The sequence below is a fragment of the Paenibacillus amylolyticus genome (genome assembly GCF_036894225.1).
Lineage (GTDB): Bacteria > Bacillota > Bacilli > Paenibacillales > Paenibacillaceae > Paenibacillus > Paenibacillus amylolyticus.
In genome coordinates this window covers 3,357,512-3,381,138 of the sequence record NZ_CP145892.1, presented here as the reverse complement: position 1 = coordinate 3,381,138, position 23,627 = coordinate 3,357,512, and the positions used below count along the sequence as shown (strand labels likewise).

Sequence of the window (23,627 nt, the reverse complement as noted above, 5' to 3'; positions counted from 1 at the left end):
CCTCCTATTTCCTCTGTTCCAGCTTGGAGATCGGTATACGGTACCCTGCAATGGTTTCCTTTCCAGGTACACTGCTTAGATCAAATATCGCATTTCCTTCATAAAAGAGTTCCAACCTGCGGTAGACATTGCGGAGTCCTACATGCTCGCCGTTCCTGGGTCTTTCAGAACGAATATCTCGCAGGAGCTCGGTTAATCTCCCTGCATCCATACCGATTCCATTATCGATCACCTGAATAACCAGTTCAGAAGCGTTTCGACTCGCCGTTATCTTGATCTGTCTTCCATTTTTTCGCGCCTGCAAGCCGTGTTTGCAGGCATTTTCGACGAGCGGTTGAATACTCATTCTGGGAATGAGCAACGAAGCAGCATCAGGATCAACCTCGAAGGTGTAATCAAACAGCTCTCCAAAGCGAAACTTCTCAATCTGGAGATAAAGATTCGTAAATTGCAGCTCTTCTTGCAAAGGAATCAGATTGTCAGAATGACTGAGCAACTGTCTCATCAGCTTGGACAGACTTTTAATAATCTCAATTACTTCCGTATATCCATTCTTTGTACTAACGACTAGCAAGGCATTCAATGTGTTAAATAAAAAATGGGGATTCATCTGACTCTGGAGCATGGACAATTCAGTCCTCACTTGATCCAGCTCCAGATCTTTTTGGCGGATTTCCAGTTTATATACGTCATTAATCAGCGTATGAATTTTACCAATCATGATGTTAAATGTACGAATAAGCCCGCCAATTTCGTCGCGGCCTTCGTGAATTTCAATCAGATCGAATCGTTCGTTACGAACCTTCTCCATATGTCTGGATAACTTGCGAATCCGATAGTGGTAGGAACGCAAAATAATGTAGATCAATACAGAGGGGACCACGATACTTAATGCGAGCAACCCCAGAATTGATTTAAAGGCTTCTTGCAAAAGGTGGTCAAGGTGACGCGTTTCGGCAACTCCAATCAATTTCCAACCCTTTAGGTAGGCTAGATTCCCCAACGATTTTTCGAGCGTGTAAGCAGAATCTCCAGATTCCTTGAGCATTGATTCATTATCAAGGGGGGATAAGTCGGTTTCGCTGAACTCCCCACTTGAAACGACAGTTCGATTGTTGCTGTCCACCAGTCGCAGCTGAAGACTGTCTGATTCACGATTTAAAATGCTGTACACCCGGCTAAGTTCCAGATCAATCTTGGAATACTTGTTGTAATTAGCATAGGAAGTATAGGTATCCATTTTGCCAATCACACTGATTCTTCTTCCCGCGTTAAATCCGGATGGCTCAATATAATCAACGACAAGAATGCCTCCACTGGTGGATTTCAGCTGTTTCAATCCAGGGAGTACATTCTTGTCTTTCATCACGATATAATGACTACCCGTCTGAATGGTATCGTTATCCGTATAGATACGCACCTCCAGAATATTCGCTGACATGTACCGTGTTAATTTATCTCGCAGGAATGCATGGTAGACGTTGTAATAATCCACGGGGGAGTGATAGGTCCGATCCAGTGCCTCATAGAGCGAATCGTCTGCTGCAATAATTCGGCTCAGGGCAACGCTCTCATCAATCATGCCTAGCAGTTCCCCCGCAGCCCTGTCGATGGATTTACGCAGATTTTCCTGTTCTCTAATCTTGATATCCGCAGAGGTTCGTTCATAAAAGAAGATATTAATCGTTATTACAGGAAGGAGAATACTAAGTACATAAATAAGCAGAAATTTGGATCGGAGAGGAATATCATTAACCTTACTGAACATCCAGAATTTATGACGCATATAATCACCCTTGGTTTTTGTTTTTATAGACTGACGGAAGCTCCCCTGTATGCGCTCTGAATTTTTGGGTGAAATATTCAGCATCATGATATCCTAGCCTGAATGCAATGTCAGTGATCTTCATATTGGTACGTCGCAGGAGTTTACGGGCCTCCTCAACACGAAGCTGGTGCACATAGTCACTGAAACTGACCCCCATCTCCCGCTTGAACTGTTGACCCAGGTAGGCAGAATTCACGTGAATACGATTAGCTACATCTTGTAATTTAATTTTACTTCGATAGTGTTGCTTCAATTCATTCACTGCTTCTGCAACAAGCCCTCCCGTACCCGTCTTTTGGTTCAATTCAGACTGGGAAAGTTGCTTGGACAGTCGAACACACAGGTCTTGCAATGTGCCGGAAGACCAACTCGCAGCCTCATGCCAATCTTTTTCACATAGTATTTCTCTGCAACCCTCTCTTTTTCCATATTTACGTAGCAACTCCCCATGGATATATCGGATGACATGATGTATCCATTCCAACGAAACCTCTGCTTTCTCACTTTTCTCTAACAGTGCACTCACTGCAATATCGATAGAATACGTATTTTCTGCTTCAATCAACGCCAAGATCTCTTTGGAGATGTTCATCATTTGCTCTAAATCATATTCTTCGCTTATTAGATATTCATTAAGATGATTCTCATAGGCTTCATCTGTAACCATGACTCCATTTTGCTGTTTTTGCTCATTTCTGCGTTTGTCCAGAGGTTCAATCATGTCCATAAGGATTTGATGAATCTCCTCGGCAACAAGAGGTTTAAGCACGTACTGATCGACCTGATACCGTATGGCTTGCTTCGCGTAATTAAAATCGGAGTATCCTGTAACGATAACAATTTTAGAGGTATAGGCGAGATCTTCTCGCAAGGTGTGAATCAAACCAAGACCATCCATAACAGGCATTTGAATATCCGTGACGACAAGATCCGGTTCAACCGAGTTGAATAAAGCAAGTGCTTCCTCCCCATCTGTTGCCGTTCCGCAGAGTTCATATCCACAAGCTCGCCAGTCAATCATTGTTCTCCATCCTTCTAGCATAAACGGCTCATCATCCGCGACAATGACCTTGTACATTAGCTCACCTCACTTTTGTCCTTGATCAGCTGCATGTATTTTATCTATATCAATAGGTAGATTCCAGTTGTTCTGAAAACGCTAAACAGCAGAACAACAGCAGGATTGTTGTCTGCTCGCACAACTTTGGAGAACAAAATTTCTACCAGTCTCATCGTCATTTATCAATAACATAGAACATGGTTCCATCGGACCGTACTATAAGAACGCTCCGATTGTAGCGAAGCGCCGGGTTAACAATTCAAGTGTAACGCTTACATTTTTGTACAACAACCTGTTAAACTATAGGTTTTCACCCGACAAAGTATAGGTTTAGCTCAGAAGTAATCTATTGTCAGTAGAAAGATTTTTCATTCTCCACGTACAATACGGAATCCTTGATCGGGACCAAAACCATTTGCATCAAATTTGCCTCGAAATGATATTTCATTGTTATTGACACCGCCGATCCAGCCTCCGCCTTTCACAACTCGCCAAGTTTGATTTGGACTCTCCGAATCGCTGTACCAGTCCCAGCACCATTCTCTCACATTCCCAGACATATCATAGATTCCTAACTCATTCGCCTTCTGAGTTCCGACTTTTTTGGTTTGATTACGATTGCTCTCAATAGCGGGCCAGCTCCAGTCACCCGTCAGAATGTTCTCGCCGGCATTTACCCAGTACCAAGCAACTTCATCAGGATTGTTACTTCCGCTGTATGTGTAATTTAAGCTCTTTTGACCTCCGCTTGCAGCGTATTCCCATTCTGCCTCTGTGGGTAAACGGTAACCGTTGGCGTCCTCGTTGATCGTTACATTCCATTTTATAGTGTCATTTTCATTGTGATTATTCGTGTCCTGGTTGTCTTTATCTATATTGTAATAAGGTTTCAGGTTTTCTTTTATACTTTTTTGATTACAGTATTGCACTGCGTCATACCAGCTGACCATTTCAACAGGCAGGTCATCTCCCTTGAAGCCAGAAGGGTTTTCCCCCATAACCTCCATCCATTCTTTTTGAGTTACTTCGTATTTGCCAATATAGAAGGAATCCAGCGTTTCATTCCTATCGATCTGACTCGGCTTACTGCTCTTGAAGGCTCCTCCTTCGACGAATACCAAGTCATCGCTTAATTTCGTATTACTTGCTGAACAAGCACTTAGACTAACAACTATAGCGATTAAAGTTAACCATACCAGCTTCTTCATTCAATTATTCTCCTTTACTAGCTTAAATCCGGCAACGTCGAGGTCCGTTAGTCTGGAGAATAACGTTACTCAACGCTACCGGAAAATTGAATTTCAAATGCAGGTGCAGAAGTTGAACTGCATCACATCATTTTTACCAAACCGTCACGTTTGCGCTTCCGCTACTTTGATAACCTTCCGTTGCCATCACCTGATAGGACCAGCTGTTGCCTAAGTACATCCCTTTGCTCGCCCATGCATTCACATGATTACTGAACGTGATGGTAGAATTGACTCCGATTGGTTTCTTGGTCTGTCTAACACTCCAATACTGAGGGAAAGTCTGAGTACCATCAATGGAAGGTGCATTGTATCTCATCGTTGTATAGATGTCATATGTGCCGCCATCACTAGTCATCGAGCCCTTATACGTTCCGGTAGGACGATACGTTCCCCAGCTATCCACCACGTAATATTCAATTAGAGCGTTTCTAGTCCAACCATAGAAGGTGAGATAGCCGTTACCTGAAGGAGAGAATACGCCGGCATTATAATTGACCACTCGATTAGGCGTACCGTATGTCCACCCTTTCCCGACAACAAAGTTCCCGGTATTTTGCCAATTCACGCTGTAATTCCCGCCCGATCCATTCACGGCGTTGACCGTTCCTCCACCATCTGTCCAATTTTGCCAATAATCTGTTGCTGCGCTCGATGTGGCTGCGAAGACACCAAAACTCATGGCAGATGCGAGAACAACGGTTAACAATTTTTTGCTAAATTTAAACATAGATTATACCTCCTGATATTTTAATAGATTTGGTTGATGCTACAATCCGATATGAATGTTCTTCAGCAAATTCACTTGAAAAGACGTTGCGAAAACAAATACAGATCGTTCTTCCACACGGGCCAATCATGTCCTCCACTTTCCTCATGCCAAATATGAGGTACTCCGTGTTGCGTCAAATATTGGTGAACCCCAAGACTAATCTCTATAAGATTGTCCTGTTCACCGCAAGAGATCCATAACAGCGAGAGTAATGAAGGCGCTTTCGAAAGATCAGGGACAAGCAGCTCCGGACTTCTGGTATTTGGGGCTGCGGAGAAAGCACCGATCCATGCAAAATGGTCTAGATTACTTAATCCGATATTTAAGGATTGACCTCCACCCATGGATAAACCAGCAATCGCCCTTTTATCCCGGCTTTTATGCAAAGGGTAGTTCGACTCCATGTAAGGTATCATATCGTTGAGCAGATCGGATTCGAACCGTTTAAATGCTTTGATTTTCTCAGGTTCAAACAGGTCTCCTTCGGCTCGGTCATTCGACATAGCGCGACCGTTAGGGAAAACAATAACCATCGGTTCAAGCAAATTATCGCTGTACAGATTATCGAGAATAATTTGCGGAGAACCATGAGTATGCCATTCGGTTTCGTCTCCACCAATACCATGCAAAAGAAAAAGTACAGGATACATCGTTGTCGAAGAAAATTCTGGTGGGGTGTACACCATCGCTTTACGGGAATTGCCAACCGTGGTGGAAGGATACTCTACCGTCTCCATGACTCCACGTGGTATATTCTCCCGATACTGGTCATATCCCGTTACTGCTGGTGAGATCAATTCCATTCTCTTTTCCTCCGAACATATGAGTGACTATCAGTCTTCAGTTAATCCACATAGCCAAAACCCAGAATAGTGAAGCATTTATGTTCATGGCCTTCCGCCATTTCGATCTCGATGGAGTGCTCCCCCACATGCTCTTCGTTAAGCAGAAGTGTGGCATGGCAATGGGTCCAGTTCACTTGACGCGGATCGACTTTTTGGACAAATACCCCATCTACCTTGATATGTGCAGTTCCGAATTCATCGTTACCAGAATCCTTGAAGATCAGAATGAGGCGTTTGCACTGCAAACTTATCCGAAAGCTACTCTGATCCTCTTTTCCCTCTCCTGTACGCATCCAGTTGTTGGGGAACTGAGGTGTACCATAGTCATGAGCATCCATCTCAGCCATCTGCAGATCCGTGTCTGTTTTACAAAAAGAGCCTGCATCGATTCGGGCAATGTGATTGCCGTTTTTCCGATCCAACAGCTTCACATTAACAAATTCATTTCCAATTAGCGGAGCTTTTTCAATATGATGATCTTTCTCATCCCACTCAGAACGATTCGTCACGTCGAACAAATATTCCAAACAATCGGCCATAATTCGATGCCCTATGTTAGTTGGATGATATATATCATGGAAAAATTGCTTTTTGGAAATAACGTTGCCTTCACCTTTTGTCTTGTTGAACTGTTCTACGACAGCATCTTTCACACTTACCATTGGCAGATCATAATGCCAGCCTACCGGAGCGAGACGATCCTGTAGATTCCAGTCATTTTCGAATACACTGAATAACAAGATGACCGCTGGCTTGTTATCGGCAGTAAGTGCTTTGAGTACCAGACTCTCGTAAGATTTACCTTGGGTTTCATCATCTGCGTCATTGACTGCGAATTCGATTATGACAATATCCGGCTGAACGGCACCTCCCCTCAGCACATCACGATCATAACGTACAATCCCCAGTTCTGAAGGAGTTCCACCCACACCTGCTTTAATCAGATGAATCGGACTATCTTTTGAAAGCGCAAACATAAACTTGAACGACTCATAAGACCGATAAGCGTAACTTTGGAGATGAATAGGTACTGCACCAGCACCATGGGTAATGGAGCCTCCAATATAAGCGATAACGACAGGTTCGCCGTTTTTTGCCTTCTCAATGGCTCGTTTTAATCTGACATTATTTCCTTTGTTCAGAAGAGATCGGCCAATCATGTCGCGATATCTAGGTGACTCAAAATCAATTGCGGGCTTGACTGCCGACGCTGTCACTCCAACTGGATCGCGCGGTGCAGTGAATTCCGTGTTTTCACCTGCATCTCCTGAATCCTGGAGCATAAATCATCATCACATCCTTCCGGTTAGATTCTGACCATCCTCAAATAACTTTTAAAGAATCACAGCTTGTATTATTAGATCAGATGTGATCCTTCTCCCAAAGTGTATCCCTTACATAATTTTACAACAACCTGACAAAGTATAGGATTTTAACCAATATATCATTTTAATTTGAGTACAATGACAAGCAGATCAGAACACCTATAATTTTTCATGTAAACGCTTTAATTTGTATACTATTTCCATGTTATAATTTTGAAAAACCGCATTGATGAAGGAGGATACTCATGAATATCACGGGTCAAGGCGCGTGGGATACGGGTACATATACAAATCTGTTCTTGAAGCTAGGCTACGATGAGAATGAGATCACGAACAGATTGGAAGAAACATGGAACGAGCTGTTTTATGGCGATGACAATACTCGAATATATTACCCTATGGGTGAGGATAAGGGTTATTTGCTGGACACCGGTAATCTCGATGTTCGCTCCGAAGGCATGTCCTATGGCATGATGATGGCTGTTCAGATGGACAAAAAGGAGGAATTTGATCGACTCTGGAATTTCTCACACACGTTTATGCAACATAAAGCGGGACGTTATAAAGATTATTTTGCCTGGCATTGCAAGCCTGACGGAACCCGACTCTCACAAGGTCCTGCTCCTGATGGTGAGGAGTTTTTTGCCATGGCGCTTTTTTTTGCATCCAACCGCTGGGGCGATGGGGCTGAACCTTATGATTACAAGGCACAAGCCCGCAAAATCCTTCGTGCATGTATACATCAAGGCGAAGACGGCGAAGGCGATCCCATGTGGGACCCGGAAACAAAACTGATCAAATTCATACCAGAAACACCGTTTAGCGACCCATCCTACCATCTGCCTCATTTTTATGAGCTATTCGCGAAATATGCGGATGAAGAAGATCAGCGCTTCTGGAAAGAAGCGGCGGCCGCTAGTCGTGCTTACCTTCATACAGCCTGCCATCCCGTAACCGGATTATCACCTGAATATGCGAACTATGACGGCTCTCCGGCTCCAATACAGCCGCATGGTGATTTCAGACATTTTTACAGTGATGCCTACCGTGTTGCTGCAAATATAGCGCTGGACTGGGAATGGTTCCGCAGGGATCACTGGCAGATCGAACAATCCAATCGGATTCAATCCTTCTTCAGTGATATTGAAATGTCCGATTATCGTCGTTATACAATAGAAGGTGAACCTTTCGACGAACCTTCACTGCATCCTGTAGGTTTGCTGGCTACCAATGCCATGGCTTCACTGGCTGCGGAAGGTCCACATGCTGACACATTCGTTCGCAAGTTCTGGAACACACCTTTGCGTCAGGGAGAGCGACGTTATTACGACAATTGCCTGTATTTTTTCAGCATGCTCGCTCTAAGCGGAAGATATCGCATGTACTAAACTAAGGGAATGTGCACGAGCTGTTGAACCTGCCCTGTGAACGTTTGGCTTGCAGCACAGGTCCAATCACTGAATTTTAAGAAGGATGCAATGATATTACGATTTAATCTATATCAATAAAAAACGTTCCCGGCTCGCATATGTTGACTGCGAACCGGGAACGCGTTTGGTTGTGCAAATACAGGCAGTAACTTTTCCCGCTCTGTATGATTCAGATACTTTAATTATTTGGAAACGGAAGAAGTATCATAGGAAGACTGCATAATCTCCAGATATCGATTAATGTTCAGTCCCTCCAGGCCTTTCACATATTCATCCCAATCCTTATCCAGACTTTTGGCGCCAGTAATAAATTGCAGGGCGTTCTGATCGATGTAATCCTTGAGATTGGTCTGCATCATGCTGGCTTCATCAGCTTGGGACGGATCTACCCACAATGCCCAATGAGGGAAAATCTCTTTTGGTTCCTTGCCCTCCATTAACAATGTCGCCTCATAGAGACGTCGCTCACCACCATCATTGGCATAGATGTCTGTCCCCTGTACTTCGGAGTCCCGGTATGCCTGATAATGATTGTACTGACTCAATGCAGCCCAACTGTCATTACGAGGTTCTTCTCCAGAAGGAAGCGGAATGGCTTTGTATAACGGCTCAATCTGATCATTGAGCGCCACTTCTCCTTCTTGTGGTTTGCGCCAGCTTACGCCCTCTTCTCCCAGATATGATGCCATGGTTCCTTCCTGGGTATAGAGATAATCCAGCAGCTTTATGGCCGCGATCTGTGTTTCCTCACTGGCTTTGTTTGTCAGTACAAAAGACGCTCCGGGATCAATCGGATAGTTGTACGTAGCATAAGCAGCATGGGGTCCCTTCAATGGAGGGATGGGATTGTAATCATTCCCGTAAGGAGAACCTTCGGCAGTGGTTACGAATAATGATGGATGCATCGCTGCTCCCGCACCGAGAAGCTGTGCATCAGCGTTATCTCCAATTTTTTTGAAGGCCCCGACGTTTTGGGTAAATGCCCCTGGATCAATCAACCCTTCATCGTACAGGGATTTAATATAGGCAAGCCCTTCTTTCCACTCCGGTTTGTTCACTACGGTCTCCACTTTCCCCTGATTGACAATGAGATAATTCCGATCGTCGTCATAGATAAAACCGTTCATCAAGTACGGAATAATGTGCACACCGAAATTTTCAGTCGAACCGCTTAGCGGTACTTCGTCGGCTTTACCGTTCCCGTTCGGGTCTTTCGTTTTAAATGCCCGAAGCATTTCCTTAAATTCTTCTGTCGTCGTGGGTTCGGTCAGGCCTAGTTGTTCCATCCATTTGGTGTTGACCCACATCTTGTTGGGGTATGAACAGTGAAAACATTCATTCAGACCCGTCAGACCATAGATATTTCCGTCAGGAGCAGTGTTCATGGCCCGATAATAGTCATTGCTCTCAAGTACTTTTTTAATATTGGGAGCATGCTCCTCAATCAGATCATTCAGCGGCAAAATAACCCCCTGCTGACCAAACTTCAACAAGTCTGTCTGGGAGAAACGATCTACCCAAGGGATGAGCAGATACAAGTCCGGATAATCACCGGAAGCCAGTGAAATCTGTCTTTTCTCCGCTGCACCGTCGAATGGAACCGTAGTCCAGTTGAACTGAATATCAAACTTCTCTTCCATTTTCTTCGTGAATTTGTTAGTGGACAGGTTGGTATCCGAACCCTGGTGAGCAAACACATTAATGGCCGTCTTGCCTGACGGATCGCTGCCTTCCCCGTTCCCCTTATCAGAGCTTGAACATCCGGCAAGTACCAACGAGGTAAACAGCATACAGGCAAGAATGATGAATCCCGCTTTTTTCAATATAATCCTCTCCTTCATGAATAATAGAAAAAATGAACTTATCCTTTAACTGAGCCAATCAGCATACCTTGCACGAAATACCGTTGAACAAAAGGATAGATGATTAGCACCGGCAAGCTGGCCATCACAATTAACGAGTACTTCATGAGTTCAGCCATCTGCTGCTGTTTGATCATTTCCGATGCATCCATGCTCCCCGTACTGCTGTTCAGAATAAGAATGCTGCGTAATATCAGCTGTAGCGGATAGAGCGACTGTGATTTCAGATAGATGAGGGCGTCAAAGTATGCATTCCACTGACCGACAGCGTACATAAGTGACAACACGGCGATAATCGGTTTGGCGAGTGGCAGGATAATACTGAAGATAAACCGGATGTCACTGCAGCCATCGATGTCTGCTGCTTCGGACAATTCTTCCGGTATCGAATTCTGAAAAAAGGTACGGGCAATGATGACTTGCCATACCCAGACGGCATTGGGAATCAGCAACGCCCAACGGGTATCAATCAGTCCCATGGTTTTGACCACCAGATAGGTAGGGATCAAACCGCCTGAGAACAACATGGTGAAGGTAATAAACATCATTAACGAGCTGCGACCAACAAACGTTTTTTTGGATAATGGATAAGCAATCATAATGGTCAGTGCCACGCTGATGAAGGTGCCGCAGGCTGTATAAAAAAGGGAATTGGCATAACCGGTAAGGACTTGATCATTCCGCAATACAGACTTGTAACCGTCAAACGTCAGGTCAATGGGCCACAACCAGACTTTTCCCGAGGAGACGGCAGCAGGGCTGCTGAGCGAAGAACTCACAATATATATCAAGGGATACAGCACGGCAATCAGCACCACTGTCAACATGAAGTAAACAACCGTTATAAATACGCGGTCTCCCCAGGATTCACGAATCGTGCTGCTGCTCTTGATCCGCGAACGACCTGCATTTGTCTGTGTGTTAGGCATGGGTTGATTCTCCTCCTTTCGCTCCCGTTACCATAAGCTTGTATTGGACAGTCGCTTGGCGACCGCGTTTACGATTAATAACAGAATCAGGTTAATCACCGAGTTGAACAGGCCAACCGCAGTAGCGAAGCTGTAATTGGCATTCAGCAATCCTATTTTATAGACATACGTGGAGATGATCTCCGAAGCAGACAGGTTGAGCGGATTTTGCAGCAAATATATTTTTTCGAACCCAACAGCCATGATATTACCTACACTCAAGATCAGAATGATGACGGCTGCCGGAAGTAGTCCAGGCAGATCAACATTAATGATTTTCTGTATTCGGTTGGCTCCGTCCACTTTGGCGGCTTCATACAGGGATGGATCAACACCTGCCAGAGCAGCCAGATAGATCACAGCCGAGTACCCCATTCCCTGCCACACATCGGAGAATACGTAGATGGATCGAAACAGTCCGGGCTCACCGAGAAAATTCACCGCTTCGAAACCAAGGGCACCTGCAATCGTGTTGACAATACCCAGCCTAGGAGACAGAAAGAGCATAATGATGGAGACCATAACAACAGTAGAGATGAAATATGGAGCATATGTCACCATTTGTACTGTTTTTTTGAATCGTATGTTTTTGATTTCGTTCAGCGCGAGCGCCAGTAATATAGGAATCGGGAAACCAACGATCAGGCTGTAAAACGAAATGTAGAGTGTGTTCTTGATCAGCATGACAAACGCCGGATTTTTAAAAAGTAATTCGAAATATTTGGTTCCGGCCCATGGACTGCCCCAGATCCCCTTGATGACGTTGTAATCTTTAAATGCCAGGACCGCATTCACCATGGGTACATACTTGAAAATAATAAAGTAAGCAATCGGTGGCAGGATCAGCAGATATAGCTGCCAATGTCGCCTCCAGCTTCTGGATAATGCTTGCTTCAAGGCAAACGCTTTACTTGGTTTCTTCACGGACTTTGATTCACTGGTCATTGTGGTTCTCAGAATCATCCCCCCATTCTTGGCTCCAAATTGTGCTGAACTTCAGCCCAACTTGGTAGCGCTTACTTTTTGAGTAATCATAAGATTGCGCTGGGGATGCGTAAAGGTACAGTTACGCTGAGAAAGTACAAAAAGCGAATATAGTTCCCGAGAAACAGCCTACATTAACCGCTATGAACGTCCATTTTCCGAAATACACTCGGAGAAATGCCGCGTACCCGCTTGAAAGCTCGGCGGAATGAATGTGCACTGTTATACCCGGTGGCCTCCGCAATCTCGTCAATGGTCTGACCAGTGGAGTGCAACAAGTTCGAGGCAGCATCAATGCGTACCCGTTCTACATAATCGGAAAGATTCTCTCCCGTATGTTCTTTGAACAGTTGGGATATAAACTTCTCGGACTTGCTCATGTGCTCGGCAATCCGATAGATCGTCAAGTTTGCATCCCCATAATGTTGTTGGATAAAACAAATCATTTCGCTTACAGTATCCGCATGTGCTCCTGCTCTTCTTCTCTGGAAATCACCGCAGATGTCTTCCGTTAACCGTTTGAACTTTGCACGCAGCGAAGTAATCGTTTCTGTCATCTGAATGGATGTCACCCGGGTTTTATATTCCTCCAGCAGGGAGGCATCCAACTTGAATTTTGGTTCGTCCAGCTTCAGAAAAGTCCCCTTCAGCTCCATGATGAACTGCTGTGTCATCTCGTAGGACAGTTCCCGCTCCTCTAAATTACGAAGAAACAATTGCTCCAGAATACGTACCGCCTCTTCAGGCTCCCCGACTTTGATTGTGTTCAGCAGGCGCTGTTCAGACTCAATCGGATAGTAGAACATTTCATTTTCCTTCATCGTATCTTCAAATCTCACCAGATGATCTGTTCCCATATGAATGGCATAATCCAGAGCTTGTTTGGCTTCGTCAAAGGAACGCCCTGCATCATTCCAGACCTCGTAAGCTCCACCTGTGCCAATTGTTGTGGATATCCGATGCTCCCGGTAGATCACTTCCATCAAGGTGTTCAGCTCTTTTTCACATCTCCCTATAGTTTCATTCAGTTGGTTCTCATCCAATGGACAGGCAAAAGCGATCTGGTCTGTTCCCCAATCCGTGATCAGCAGCTGCGCATTCCACTCTGTAAGTACCTGTTTGATGAGCAGCCTTGCGACACCCAGTTCATGGATCGTTTCTTCACTGTCCGGATTGGCATATCCGTTTACCTTCACTAAGCCTGCCAAGCCCTTGCTGCTATGAAGAGAAATGTGCGCCTGGGATGAGATAACCTCCAACTCAAGTGAGGTATAGACTTCTCCCGTTAACAAACGTTTGATAAAACCGTCTCTCAATAACGGAATCTGCTCATTCATGGCGTTTTTAAGTGAGTCATTATTAGCAATGAGATTGTTAATATGGCTTGCCAAAAAATCATATTCATTGCCCCGTCTGCCTGGGGAATCGGTGATTTGTTCCCGAAAAGAGGCCAACAATCTGTATACGGGTGCACTATTCCGATAGGCCAGAACCAGCCCGAATAACAGTCCCAAGGCAATGGTTGCCAAAGTAAAGACCAGCGTGACTTGTTTGATTTGGTCCGCTTTTGTCATGAGTGCTTTCTCCGGAATCCCTGCCATGTAATTCCATCCATTTTGACTGGACTGCATCGATATCAGCAGCCGACCATCACTTCCAGGCTGTACATTCTGCACGTTCAGCTCCGTTTCCGCAGCGTTATCTTCTCTCTGGCGACTCTGTGCCATTTGCTCGGCTTCGGCTTGTTCAATGCCATGGGAGAAAATGATCTGTCCTTCCGCATCAGTGACGAGAGTCCAGCCGCCATATTGATCCACAATATTTTGAGTAAGGCTGGCCATCTGATCCTGATCAATCATGACACCAATCGTCGCTTGCGGTTTGTTGAAGCTGTTCAAAGGCAGAGATTGCAGAAACGTAATGGCGGGAACGTCTGCAAGCACAGTGCCGAGTATTTCACGTTTATAGTTTCGAAGCGGTATGATTTCATTAAAGTGTGGTTGTTTGAGAATTTGGTCATGCCATTGTTCAAACGACATACCGTCCAGCTGATTGGCAGCATAATAATGCTCTGGACGATAATACACAGTTCTTGGTGTGATGATGGCATTGTAGTTCGGAATGTGAATGAAGAAATGGGACAAGTAATCATTGGTACTGCTGTACATGGAGAGGCTCCGCTGCATACGGTTCATACCGTAGACATTGTAGAGATCATGCGGCTTTGGGCCAGCAATTAAATTTTGCAAATCGGGATTGACGGCAAGCTGCCTGGTAAAGGCTTCAACTTGAAGAAGGTTACGCTCAATGATCTCTTTCCCGAGACTCAGCGACTTCAAGCTGTTTTCAATGGAACTGGAACGGGCCGCTTCAATAGAAGCTCGGTAAGAGGCATATCCCGCAATTTGAGGAATCATCAGAATGACAAGATACGAAATGAGGAATCGGCGGAACACGGGTGAAAATTTGGACCATAGGAGCTGCATATGTACCCTCCCTTTTTTTATCGAGCGCTTACATTTCTCTGTGTTAAGGTAGCTGTTCAATGATACACCGGGCATTTCTTCCTGGTGAAGGTACAACTTCTTCCTTATGGTACATTTACATACTGTAGCGTACAATGCTTGCATGAAAATAATTGTTGGTCTGCGGGTTAGCGCACAAATATAGTTGTATTTTACCTTCGCATGACATCCATCACAAAGTATCAAAAATAAACGCAAAAAACCTCCCCAAGACATGGAATGACTTGAGGAGGTTTTTGTTTAATGTTGTGCTTATTAATTGCTAACGGCAACAAATTTCCATTGTTGGTTTGTAGCACCTGTGTAGGTGTTCTGCTGCAGCAAGGCTCCATCCGAAGTGGAAGCGTTTGCCACTTCAATCGCTTTATTGCTGTTCACGTTGATGATACTCCAGTACCCGTTACCAAGATCGTTGACCTTAAAATGCTGAGCGGTTGTGTTCAGATTGCTCATGAGTTGAACCGCTTCCCCATTGGTGAGGGTACCGTTGCGAATATCGATGACTTTGTCCGGTGAGTTCACACTTGTCAGTGTATAGTTGCCGCTGCCGATCGAGGTCAGAACCCACTTCTGAGGGTTACCGCCCAGATCACTCCACTGCTGGAGCTGAAGATTATTTTCATTTTGACCACCAGGAACATCAACAACTTTGTTGGAATGCCGGGCTACGATTTTATAAGTTGCACCGGATACAAGACCCGTTGTCGGTCCGCCGCCTTGTCCACTGCCCGGGTAAGTCTGAGCACGTTCATGGTACCAGTTGAACAGGAATCGTCCCATGGCACTCCGTGAAGCATCTCCATCCCATTTCAGTCCAGCCGTTGGGTCGGCAAAGGAGCTTCGTGGTCCTTCACTTAGAATGAATCCGTTCATATGAGCTGCAATGCTGACATTACCTGATGCGTTGAAAATCGTTTTGGTATTGGTGCCAAAACCTTCATTGCTACCATTAAACAAGTTCCAATAGGCCGAATCGCCAGGTTTGTTTTTGAACCAGGTTACCTCGGTAATATTAATCGGATATTTGTCAGCAGCTGCCTTCACGTTGGTATTCCACTGGTCTTGCAGGATAGAGAAGTTGTCATATGCGCCATAACCAGGGTACCAGTGAACCGCATATCCATAGTTATTGAGCGGATCAGTCAATGGATGGCTTGCCGTCAAGCTGTAAAATTGGTTGTATCCCAGACCTGCCGCCCAGATGACGTTGTCCGCACCTTTGCTACGAATTGTTGAAATCATGGAATTTTGGAAATTACGCAAGTCATTCCAGTGATCCACAAAGTCATTTTCCCCGTTGTATCCACCCCAATGTCCATTGGCATAGGATTTCACCGGTTCGTTGATCAGTTCGAAGTGAACGTTGTCTGCACTTTTGATCTCCGGGCGTGAAGCGAGATAACCCCAGATTTCGTTGAATTTTTGCAGGTTGGCAGGTGTTGTTGCCTGATCATCCTTCAGTGTGAAGTCCAGTCCCAGGACAACATAGACACCTTTTGTTTTGGCATATTGAATGTACGGAATAATTACATTTTGCGTAACGGTCTGCACACCGGCAAAGTTATATGTACCAGCAGCCACATCTCCCATGTCCTGACGATCGATGAACAGACGCACCTGATTCATATTCCAGCCATGATTGCTTCCGTACTTCGCGCTGGTGTCAGCAAAAGTATCGGTAATGTCTTTCAGATAAGCCAGTGTAGCTGCATGACGGTTATTGCCGTGCAGATTGAGATAATAATTGCTGTCCTGATATGTCCAGTAGGCACCTGAGGGTTGATGCCAACCGTTCAGTAGCACAGGCTGGTTGTTGCTGTTCACCAGGTTTTTGCCGTTTACGTGCAGCTTGCCCATCGGCATGCCCACCCATGCTTCGGCACGGCTGCCTCCCCATGGAGCAATTGTGATCAATAAAGCCAGAATGAGTACAAGTTTACAAGATGTCATGAACTTCTTCACTTTAATTCCTCCTGATCTGATATATTGCCTTGCAATAATGCGAGGTATGCTCCGTCAGAGTATCTCTGAATCAAACAGATCGCTCAGGGTCGGCGCCCGCTCCCGCAGCCCGTTCCACACCAGCAGGGGGATCCTGCGCAGGGAAGGATCGCGGTTCTGCTGTGAGCAGACGTTCATGAGATCGTTACATGCCCCCTTTTCACAGATGGAATGTTGCATGAAGTTCCTCCTCCCTCTTCCAGTCTGATCCCACTCCAAACGTACAGAAGAACTTAACTTAACCGACGATTCCCGTACGCTCTACACTCTCTACGAAATATCGTTGCACAAACAAATAGATGATGATCAAAGGCAGAATGGCAAGAAGAATTCCTGTATCTTGGATCATGCTCAAATAGAACGGATCGGCCTGGGAAGCTGCACCGTCAGTAACCTGCTGGGCCAGATTATACGGAAGGGACGATAACTGAGTCGACATGACTTTACTTGAAGTCAGATAAGTCGTCGTATAAAAGCTGTCGTTCCACTGCCATACGAAGGAAAACAGCATGACTGTTACCATGGACGGAATGGCATTGGGCAGCATGATTCTTGAAAATGTTCGTCCGATGCCCGCGCCGTCCACATAGGCCGCCTCCTCCACTTCCTTCGGAATACCTCTGAAGAATTGCCGGAAGATAAAGATGTACAAGCCGGCCTTAAGTGAATTGGCCGTAATCGCCGTCAGAATAAACGGCCAATAGGTATTAAGCAAATTAACAGGTTTGCCGGCTATAAGCGTCATAAGCCCCATGAGATCAAAGCTTTTCAGATTCAGGTATACCGGAATGAGAATGGTCGTTGGCGGTACAAGAATCGTCAGAATTACACCAGCAAACAGCCAGTTGCTTCCCTTGAATTTCAGTCTGGCGAATCCGTATCCTGCAAGTGCACAGGATGCTGTAGTCAGCAGTGTAGTCGTTGCAGACAGGGCAAACGTATTAAACAGCGTTGCCCAGTAATCCATTACGCGTATCGCCTCTTTGAAATTGTCGATGGAGAAGTTCTGTGGAATCCACACCACCACTGCCGAATACAGATCACCTTTAGCTTTGATGGATGTGGAAACCTTCTGAAATATGGGAAACAGGATAACGAAGGAAAGCCCGGTAATCAGAACGAATCGGATCATGGCCCACAGCCAGCCTTTCCAATGCTCCAGCGATAATAATCGTGATGTTGTCACGTGGGACACCCTCCTTTCTAATCTTGATAGAAGACTCGCTTCGAGAAAATGATGTTTACGATAACCAGAATGATGGCAATGGCCAGAAAGTAGACCCATGCCATGGCAGAACTTAATCCAAAGTCAAATTTGACGAAGCCGGTATCCCGAATCAGTTCCGTCATGGCGTTATTGGCAAACGAGTCAATGATTGTATAGATCGCATTGACAAAAATAAGCGGGCTGACCATTGGGAACGTAATTTTCCAAAAGGCTTCATAACCCGTTGCCCCTTCCATCTTCGAAGCCTCATACAGTTGAGGGGAAATCGTCTGGATCCCTGCCAAAAAGATCAAAATCTGTACACCGGATTGACTGACGATCTGATAGATCCGATCTACGGCGCTGCTCAGATACGTAACGATCCAATCGCTCACTCCGGCGTTAACCATCAGATTTTCGAGTTCAAATGTCCCGAGTGAGCTTCCACCTGTGCTACTCTGATTAACCGCTTCAATCAGGCTGGTGCTCTCCAGTGTCATAATCACTCCCGATGCCAGAATAACGGGCAGGAAAAAGATCGACCGCGCTACAGCCCGGCCCCTGAACTTCTGATTCAGGATGACGGCAAGGAACAGACTGAATATAACGATAAGCGGTACGTTGATGAGCACGTCTGTGATCGCCTCAATTAACGCACGATTAAAGCTTGTATTGACGGTCATCGCCTGAATGTAATTGGCAACACCGTTGAACTGAATCGCTATGCCTTCCGCGTTAGCCTGAATTGTACTCATGCTGTATCGCAGAGAGGCTAACAGCGGAATGAAGAAAAACAACACAAAACCAATGAGCCAGGGAAGCACGTAGATTACGCCCCACATGGCTTTCTGCTGAGCATACGTACGACTTCCCCATTTCCATTTCAGGAGCGTCTTCAGAGCTGCTCACCACCAGTCACATAGCTTTGGGCTTCCACTGTATCGTTGTCAACTTTTACAGGGAAGTCGTTATAATTGACGATTACGAACCCGCCACCTTCATATGTTGTCCGGAAGACGCCCTCCTCCAGGGATTCATGGGACATCATGGAACGTCCGGCAAACGGCTGGTTCACCTGGTTCACCTCGTTGTAGATCTCGGCAGCCAGATCGATCCATTGTTCATAATTCGCCGCGTAGAGATCATCATAATCCGTTTCTTTCACAACATGGTTTGGCGCATTGAACCATGCAAAGTAAGGACTGGCTCCATATTCAATCAGCTTCAGCACATATTGCCTTGCATTGGTATATGTGGAGAGATTGTATGGGGTCCCAGTATAACCGATGCTGCCGTGTACAACGAGCTGATAGAACGGAATCTCTTCATCCTCCAGCTTGAAACGACTGCTGGTCATCGGCGCATCTGTCAGACCAGTTACATACGGCAGGGCATAAGCATTCCCGCCTTCAGCAACAAGCGAGCCAGCCTGCTGCCCGATCTGTTCAAGTACCTTCTTCACGGAGCCAAGCGCTTGTGTTCGGTCCACCAGCTTTTTCGGATTCATATCGCTGTTTAACTGAGCTGCCAGATCATTCAGGCTTAGTGAGAGTCCATCCTTTTGAAGGGACCTCAGCTCATCTAACATGTCTGCCGTCACGTCCTCCAGCATGTTGGGCGAAAGCACATAGGATGGTGAACGATCCCGGTCCCGCCGCTGGATGGCCTGGTTCATCGGATACAAGACCGCCGGTTCCTGAGTTAATGTGCGTGAAGCTTCCTTGGACGGTTTAAACCCTTTTTTGGATTGCACATTCAGCAGAGCGATATCGGGATAGAAGCCGATGCCCGCTTCTTGTGTGTATGCGCTGAAATCCCGCAATCCCTTTTTCCCGCCTACCGCGCCATCTACTTGGATGGAATCCGGCAGTCGATGATGAAGTCCACCGTTAAGCCATCCCGCATAGCGTACTTGAATATTGGATACCTTCTTCTCCGTCAAGGCGGAGAGAATGTTTTTGGCTTCATCAAACGTGGTCAAAGCCTCCGTTGAATCATACGGTATGCCCAGCATATGCTGCCTTGTTGTCATGCCGCCGAACAGTTGCAGATAAAAGGGAACGTTACTCTGCTCCTTGCTGGCATTCAGCTCGGGAAGCCCGCCGCTTTGCATCAGATAATCCCGATAGAGAGATGCAAGCCCTGAGTACGAGGCCTTATCCGCCCCCACAAAAGCATATCGAACGACGAAGTCGGACGCGGTCGGTTTCTTCTGGAATTTCGGAAGTGTACGAACCATATCACTTGCCTGAAGCGTCACATCGCTCTTGTTCACCACATAGAAGCTGGGATATACGTTGTTGTAACTGTTCAGTTTGCCGCTGATATCGGCATTCACAACTGCAACGGCATCCCCTTGTTCAATAATGCCCAGGAAAGCTCCCTCTTTCCGAATCAGTCCAAATACCGGCAACCTGGCTCTGGCTTCATTCGAACTTGCTTCCCGTAGTTTCATGGTCATATCCGGTCCGTATATATCTTGTTGATAGGCAGGATACTGCAGCTTGCCATTGTTAAAATGGATCAGCGCTCCCGAACCGTCCGGCACCAGTATGGATCCCTCTTCTTCTGAACCCCCAGCCCCGAAATAATCCATTACAGATATGCTGTTGATCGGATATTCCTCCGGAAAATGAATGCCTGAGGACGGAACACGTACAAGCAGATCCTCTCCATCCAGCTCGTATTCCATCGTCAGCATAAACAGCCGTGGTCCACTTCGTTCCTCTTCAATGCCAAACTCGGCATGATCCTGAGCCAGATCCTCCGATGTGTAACCGGCTGTGTCAAAAGCCTTCAAGGCCCGGGACAATTGCAATCCTTGCATCGCCTTATCAATCCGGACGTAAGCGCCTTCATCCTTGTCTTCCGCATAGCCGACCTTCAAGGCCCGTTGCCCGGCCTTGTCTAGCTGTGCAAGCAGCCTTTGTTCAAATCGCTCCTTGCTGATCTTCATCGGCAAGTCTTCTATGGATCGCTCAGTGCTTCCAAACTGGTAGTGGACCCGCACGCCGCTTGGCAGCACCTCGTAGCTTATCTGCTTGTGTGCAACACTATCCGTGAAGGAATTCACGGTGCTGCTCTGTCCGAGGCTGTTGAAGAAGCTGAGCTTCGTTTGTGATGACAATAGGTCTTTATTTATCCCGGCTGCAACCCCATCCTGCTCACGATCTGCAGGATTGCTGCGCCAGATCTGGCCGCTCTGCGTGTGAATCACTGCAATCTCGGCAGTCTCTTCGTTAATGAACAATTGCAGCACAGCATTCTGCGCAATGCCTACCATGCCGGGAAGGCGGACATCGCTGAACGATGATTTCAGTTTCTCTCCGGGAGGCAGGGAGGGAAAGTCCGTCGAATCTGCGGCAGTCACTGTCTCGTGAGCGAGCGGTGTTGGCGAGAATTGACAACCGCCCAGAAGCAGACTGCCCGCGAGCAGCATTCCTGTTATTTTTTTGGCTACGGTATAATTCATAACAAATTCCTCCTCCCTTAGCCCCGAAGCACTAATTCCTGATAGATGGTTACGACAAACGATACAATCTGCTGTACAAGACTGAAGAATAACAGGCACAGAAATGCCATAAACGCCATCGCTACAAGTGTCAGCAGCATCGTGAGCACCGTTTTGGCTGGTGTGTACTGATGAACCGTCATATTCCCCACAAATAACAGATATACAGTCCATGCAACGGCGAGTGCATTGGAGAAATAATAAAAGGCAGTTTCCTGCGCAGAGATCACAAGACTCAGCCAGATCCATGGAAAATGAATGAGTAACAACGGTACCAGTGCAAAACACGTTGACATGAAAATCTCGGAGAACTTGCCTTCCCCGTCCATCAATGTGGTTAACGACCAGTTAGCCACACACCAAAACAGTACCGGTATAATGACATATAACATTTCGAGCAGACTGTTCAGGTACTTTGGATTACTGAGATTAATGAGAAAACCGCTGTACTGGGCATGCAAAATTTTGGTGATGACCAGAAGCACCAGGATCATGAAAGCAATCAGCAGTGAGTTTCTCTGGTTCCGTTCATACTTCAATTCCCAGTATCCGTCAAACGGATGAAAAATCAGATGCAGCGGGTACTGGTATAGTTGCTTACTTGATGCCTGCATTCGTAGTCCTCCTTTTCTGCCTGCGAACGATGATGACGGTGACAATCGCAGCGACAGCCAGGAATATACCGGACATCATCCATGAAAAATGCTCACGCATCAGCTCTTTGCGGTACAAAAGAAAAGCTTTGGAATATCCTTTGGGCTCCATGCTGCGCTTGAAATATTTCGCAGACTCGGCGTATTCCTTCTGACGAAGCAATGCTTTGCCAATTCCCGCATACGCATATTCCAAGTTAGCGTTCATCTCAGCAGCTTGGGCAAACAGCACCGAAGATTGATCTTCATCACCGTTATAGTAGCTGCGCACCGCTTCGTGGAGTGTACGTCCGTATTCAGTTGTTTGAAAGACGGTGATTTCACCCAACGCTTTATCCAGAACTAACATCCGGTCTCCCGCGCGTTCCAGGGCAACAGGTGTATTAAATTGGCCCAGCCGGTTCCCGATGCCCCCATAAATATGGAGCAGATATCCGTCTCCATTGTAGGTAAAGATTCGGCCCTTGCTGGAATCCAGTACGGAATACATGTCACTGTCACCCACATCCACATCAATCAGGCGGGATGGCCCTGCTTCTTGGGTATACAGCAAATCACCCTGCGGAGTCTGATAGCCTTCTCTGCGCAAAATGTCTGTACCCTGGGCATTCAGCTTCTTGACCGGATCTTTGCCGCGATCCCCGCTAGTGGCGTAGATGAAGCCCTCTTCATCCATATCCAGATTGGTAAATTCCGTTGGAGTGAACATCACCATCTGGCTCCGCTGCTCCCGTGTTGCAAACCGTTTCCACAGATACTCCACCGGGTCCACCTGAACTCTGTTCGCTCCAATGAAGGAAGAGAACGTACCATCGGCGCTGAACTCCATGAATCCATCAAATACGCCTTCGGCCATGACGTAGATACGCTCCCCTTTGTCCATAACAATCCGCATCGGTTTAAACTGGAAGTCTGCTTTTAACAGATCCGATTTTGGTTCAGACACGATCTTGACCAGCTTCCCCTGTTCATCCAGATGCACCACCCGGTGATTATCCGAATCAGCGACCAGCAGATGGCCTTTTTCCGTGACGTACAATCCCTGTGGATTTTTAAAATGATCTTCCTTGCCTTCCTGCTCAAATGAATCAATCGTCCGTACCAGCTTGAAGTTGCGATCCATCTCAATGATGCGGCCATTGCCCGAATCGAGCACAAAGACGTGCTGATTGGCGGTAACATGCATGTCACTTGGCTCTTTCATAGGAGTTGTGTTCAGCTTCTTGCCGGTGATAATGGTTGTTGCCTCATATGCCGCCGGTGAAGGAACTGCGTCACCCCAGAAGGAATAATGATACGCATCCGTTTTACCGTCTGCATTCACGTAGGGCGCCTCTTGAACGAACAACAGGAGGCAGATCATGCCCATGATGATCGATTTACGTTTTTTCCATGTGCTTCTCCGCACC

Annotated in this window: 18 protein-coding genes; 1 reads left to right on the top strand and 17 read right to left on the bottom strand. The window is 46.2% G+C overall.

The window, feature by feature from the left end:
- Positions 1-4: 4 nt before the first annotated feature.
- The 6 genes from V6668_RS15135 to V6668_RS15110 form a co-directional block, all read right to left on the bottom strand.
- Positions 5-1,768 carry a sensor histidine kinase gene (locus V6668_RS15135; protein ID WP_338708844.1) on the bottom strand — a complete coding sequence of 588 codons (1,764 nt, stop codon included), beginning with the start codon at positions 1,766-1,768 and terminating at the stop codon, positions 5-7.
- A gap of 22 nt (positions 1,769-1,790) precedes the next feature.
- The gene (locus V6668_RS15130; RefSeq protein WP_338708843.1) at positions 1,791-2,906 is read right to left on the bottom strand and encodes a response regulator transcription factor; all 1,116 of its coding nucleotides are present in this window, start codon (positions 2,904-2,906) and stop codon (positions 1,791-1,793) included.
- Positions 2,907-3,256: 350 nt separating this feature from the next.
- A complete protein-coding gene (locus V6668_RS15125) occupies positions 3,257-4,096 on the bottom strand; it encodes a formylglycine-generating enzyme family protein (protein ID WP_338708842.1) in 840 nt (279 codons plus the stop codon).
- A 133-nt stretch (positions 4,097-4,229) separates the two neighbouring features.
- On the bottom strand, positions 4,230-4,865 hold the full coding sequence (locus tag V6668_RS15120; protein ID WP_047842966.1) for a glycoside hydrolase family 11 protein: 636 nt from the start codon (positions 4,863-4,865) through the stop codon (positions 4,230-4,232).
- 71 nt (positions 4,866-4,936) lie between these two features.
- On the bottom strand, positions 4,937-5,710 hold the full coding sequence (locus tag V6668_RS15115; protein WP_338708841.1) for an alpha/beta hydrolase: 774 nt from the start codon (positions 5,708-5,710) through the stop codon (positions 4,937-4,939).
- Positions 5,711-5,751: 41 nt separating this feature from the next.
- Positions 5,752-7,035 (bottom strand): SGNH/GDSL hydrolase family protein, encoded by a 1,284-nt coding sequence (locus V6668_RS15110; protein WP_338708840.1) that lies wholly within the window; start codon positions 7,033-7,035, stop codon positions 5,752-5,754.
- 287 nt (positions 7,036-7,322) lie between these two features.
- Here V6668_RS15110 and V6668_RS15105 point away from each other — a divergent pair, with 287 nt between their 5' ends.
- Positions 7,323-8,465 carry a glycosyl hydrolase family 8 gene (locus tag V6668_RS15105; protein ID WP_338708839.1) on the top strand — a complete coding sequence of 381 codons (1,143 nt, stop codon included), beginning with the start codon at positions 7,323-7,325 and terminating at the stop codon, positions 8,463-8,465.
- Positions 8,466-8,689: 224 nt separating this feature from the next.
- Here the strand turns inward: V6668_RS15105 and V6668_RS15100 are convergent, their stop codons facing one another.
- The 11 genes from V6668_RS15100 to V6668_RS15050 form a co-directional block, all read right to left on the bottom strand.
- Positions 8,690-10,348, bottom strand: a complete 1,659-nt coding sequence (locus V6668_RS15100; protein WP_100526248.1) for an ABC transporter substrate-binding protein — start codon at positions 10,346-10,348, stop codon at positions 8,690-8,692.
- A gap of 20 nt (positions 10,349-10,368) precedes the next feature.
- The gene (locus V6668_RS15095) at positions 10,369-11,298 is read right to left on the bottom strand and encodes a carbohydrate ABC transporter permease (protein ID WP_036615892.1); all 930 of its coding nucleotides are present in this window, start codon (positions 11,296-11,298) and stop codon (positions 10,369-10,371) included.
- Between the two features lie 27 nt (positions 11,299-11,325).
- A complete protein-coding gene (locus V6668_RS15090) occupies positions 11,326-12,180 on the bottom strand; it encodes an ABC transporter permease (RefSeq protein WP_036671100.1) in 855 nt (284 codons plus the stop codon).
- Between the two features lie 275 nt (positions 12,181-12,455).
- Positions 12,456-14,807: a helix-turn-helix domain-containing protein gene (locus V6668_RS15085; RefSeq protein WP_338708838.1), complete on the bottom strand. Its 2,352-nt coding sequence runs from the start codon at positions 14,805-14,807 to the stop codon at positions 12,456-12,458.
- Between the two features lie 294 nt (positions 14,808-15,101).
- A complete protein-coding gene (locus V6668_RS15080; protein WP_047842959.1) occupies positions 15,102-16,808 on the bottom strand; it encodes an RICIN domain-containing protein in 1,707 nt (568 codons plus the stop codon).
- A gap of 54 nt (positions 16,809-16,862) precedes the next feature.
- Positions 16,863-17,027, bottom strand: a complete 165-nt coding sequence (locus V6668_RS15075) for a hypothetical protein (RefSeq protein WP_338708837.1) — start codon at positions 17,025-17,027, stop codon at positions 16,863-16,865.
- Between the two features lie 58 nt (positions 17,028-17,085).
- Positions 17,086-18,033: a carbohydrate ABC transporter permease gene (locus tag V6668_RS15070; protein ID WP_338708836.1), complete on the bottom strand. Its 948-nt coding sequence runs from the start codon at positions 18,031-18,033 to the stop codon at positions 17,086-17,088.
- A gap of 17 nt (positions 18,034-18,050) precedes the next feature.
- Entirely contained in the window at positions 18,051-18,896 is an 846-nt protein-coding gene (locus V6668_RS15065; RefSeq protein WP_338708835.1) for a sugar ABC transporter permease, read from the bottom strand.
- A 53-nt stretch (positions 18,897-18,949) separates the two neighbouring features.
- Entirely contained in the window at positions 18,950-21,526 is a 2,577-nt protein-coding gene (locus V6668_RS15060; RefSeq protein ID WP_338708834.1) for a DUF5696 domain-containing protein, read from the bottom strand.
- Between the two features lie 17 nt (positions 21,527-21,543).
- Positions 21,544-22,179 carry a YIP1 family protein gene (locus tag V6668_RS15055; RefSeq protein ID WP_036670948.1) on the bottom strand — a complete coding sequence of 212 codons (636 nt, stop codon included), beginning with the start codon at positions 22,177-22,179 and terminating at the stop codon, positions 21,544-21,546.
- A complete protein-coding gene (locus tag V6668_RS15050) occupies positions 22,163-23,626 on the bottom strand; it encodes an NHL repeat-containing protein (RefSeq protein ID WP_036670947.1) in 1,464 nt (487 codons plus the stop codon). The genes V6668_RS15055 and V6668_RS15050 overlap by 17 nt, the downstream gene beginning before the upstream one ends.
- Position 23,627 lies beyond the last annotated feature (1 nt).

Coding starts and splice junctions, on each gene's coding strand:
- V6668_RS15135 (WP_338708844.1), bottom strand. CDS start 1,768: ATGTTCAGTAAGGTTAATGATATTCCTCTCCGATCCAAATTTCTGCTT.
- V6668_RS15130 (WP_338708843.1), bottom strand. CDS start 2,906: ATGTACAAGGTCATTGTCGCGGATGATGAGCCGTTTATGCTAGAAGGA.
- V6668_RS15125 (WP_338708842.1), bottom strand. CDS start 4,096: ATGAAGAAGCTGGTATGGTTAACTTTAATCGCTATAGTTGTTAGTCTA.
- V6668_RS15120 (WP_047842966.1), bottom strand. CDS start 4,865: ATGTTTAAATTTAGCAAAAAATTGTTAACCGTTGTTCTCGCATCTGCC.
- V6668_RS15115 (WP_338708841.1), bottom strand. CDS start 5,710: ATGGAATTGATCTCACCAGCAGTAACGGGATATGACCAGTATCGGGAG.
- V6668_RS15110 (WP_338708840.1), bottom strand. CDS start 7,035: ATGCTCCAGGATTCAGGAGATGCAGGTGAAAACACGGAATTCACTGCA.
- V6668_RS15105 (WP_338708839.1), top strand. CDS start 7,323: ATGAATATCACGGGTCAAGGCGCGTGGGATACGGGTACATATACAAAT.
- V6668_RS15100 (WP_100526248.1), bottom strand. CDS start 10,348: ATGAAGGAGAGGATTATATTGAAAAAAGCGGGATTCATCATTCTTGCC.
- V6668_RS15095 (WP_036615892.1), bottom strand. CDS start 11,298: ATGCCTAACACACAGACAAATGCAGGTCGTTCGCGGATCAAGAGCAGC.
- V6668_RS15085 (WP_338708838.1), bottom strand. CDS start 14,807: ATGCAGCTCCTATGGTCCAAATTTTCACCCGTGTTCCGCCGATTCCTC.
- V6668_RS15075 (WP_338708837.1), bottom strand. CDS start 17,027: ATGCAACATTCCATCTGTGAAAAGGGGGCATGTAACGATCTCATGAAC.
- V6668_RS15065 (WP_338708835.1), bottom strand. CDS start 18,896: ATGTGGGGCGTAATCTACGTGCTTCCCTGGCTCATTGGTTTTGTGTTG.
- V6668_RS15060 (WP_338708834.1), bottom strand. CDS start 21,526: ATGAATTATACCGTAGCCAAAAAAATAACAGGAATGCTGCTCGCGGGC.
- V6668_RS15055 (WP_036670948.1), bottom strand. CDS start 22,179: ATGCAGGCATCAAGTAAGCAACTATACCAGTACCCGCTGCATCTGATT.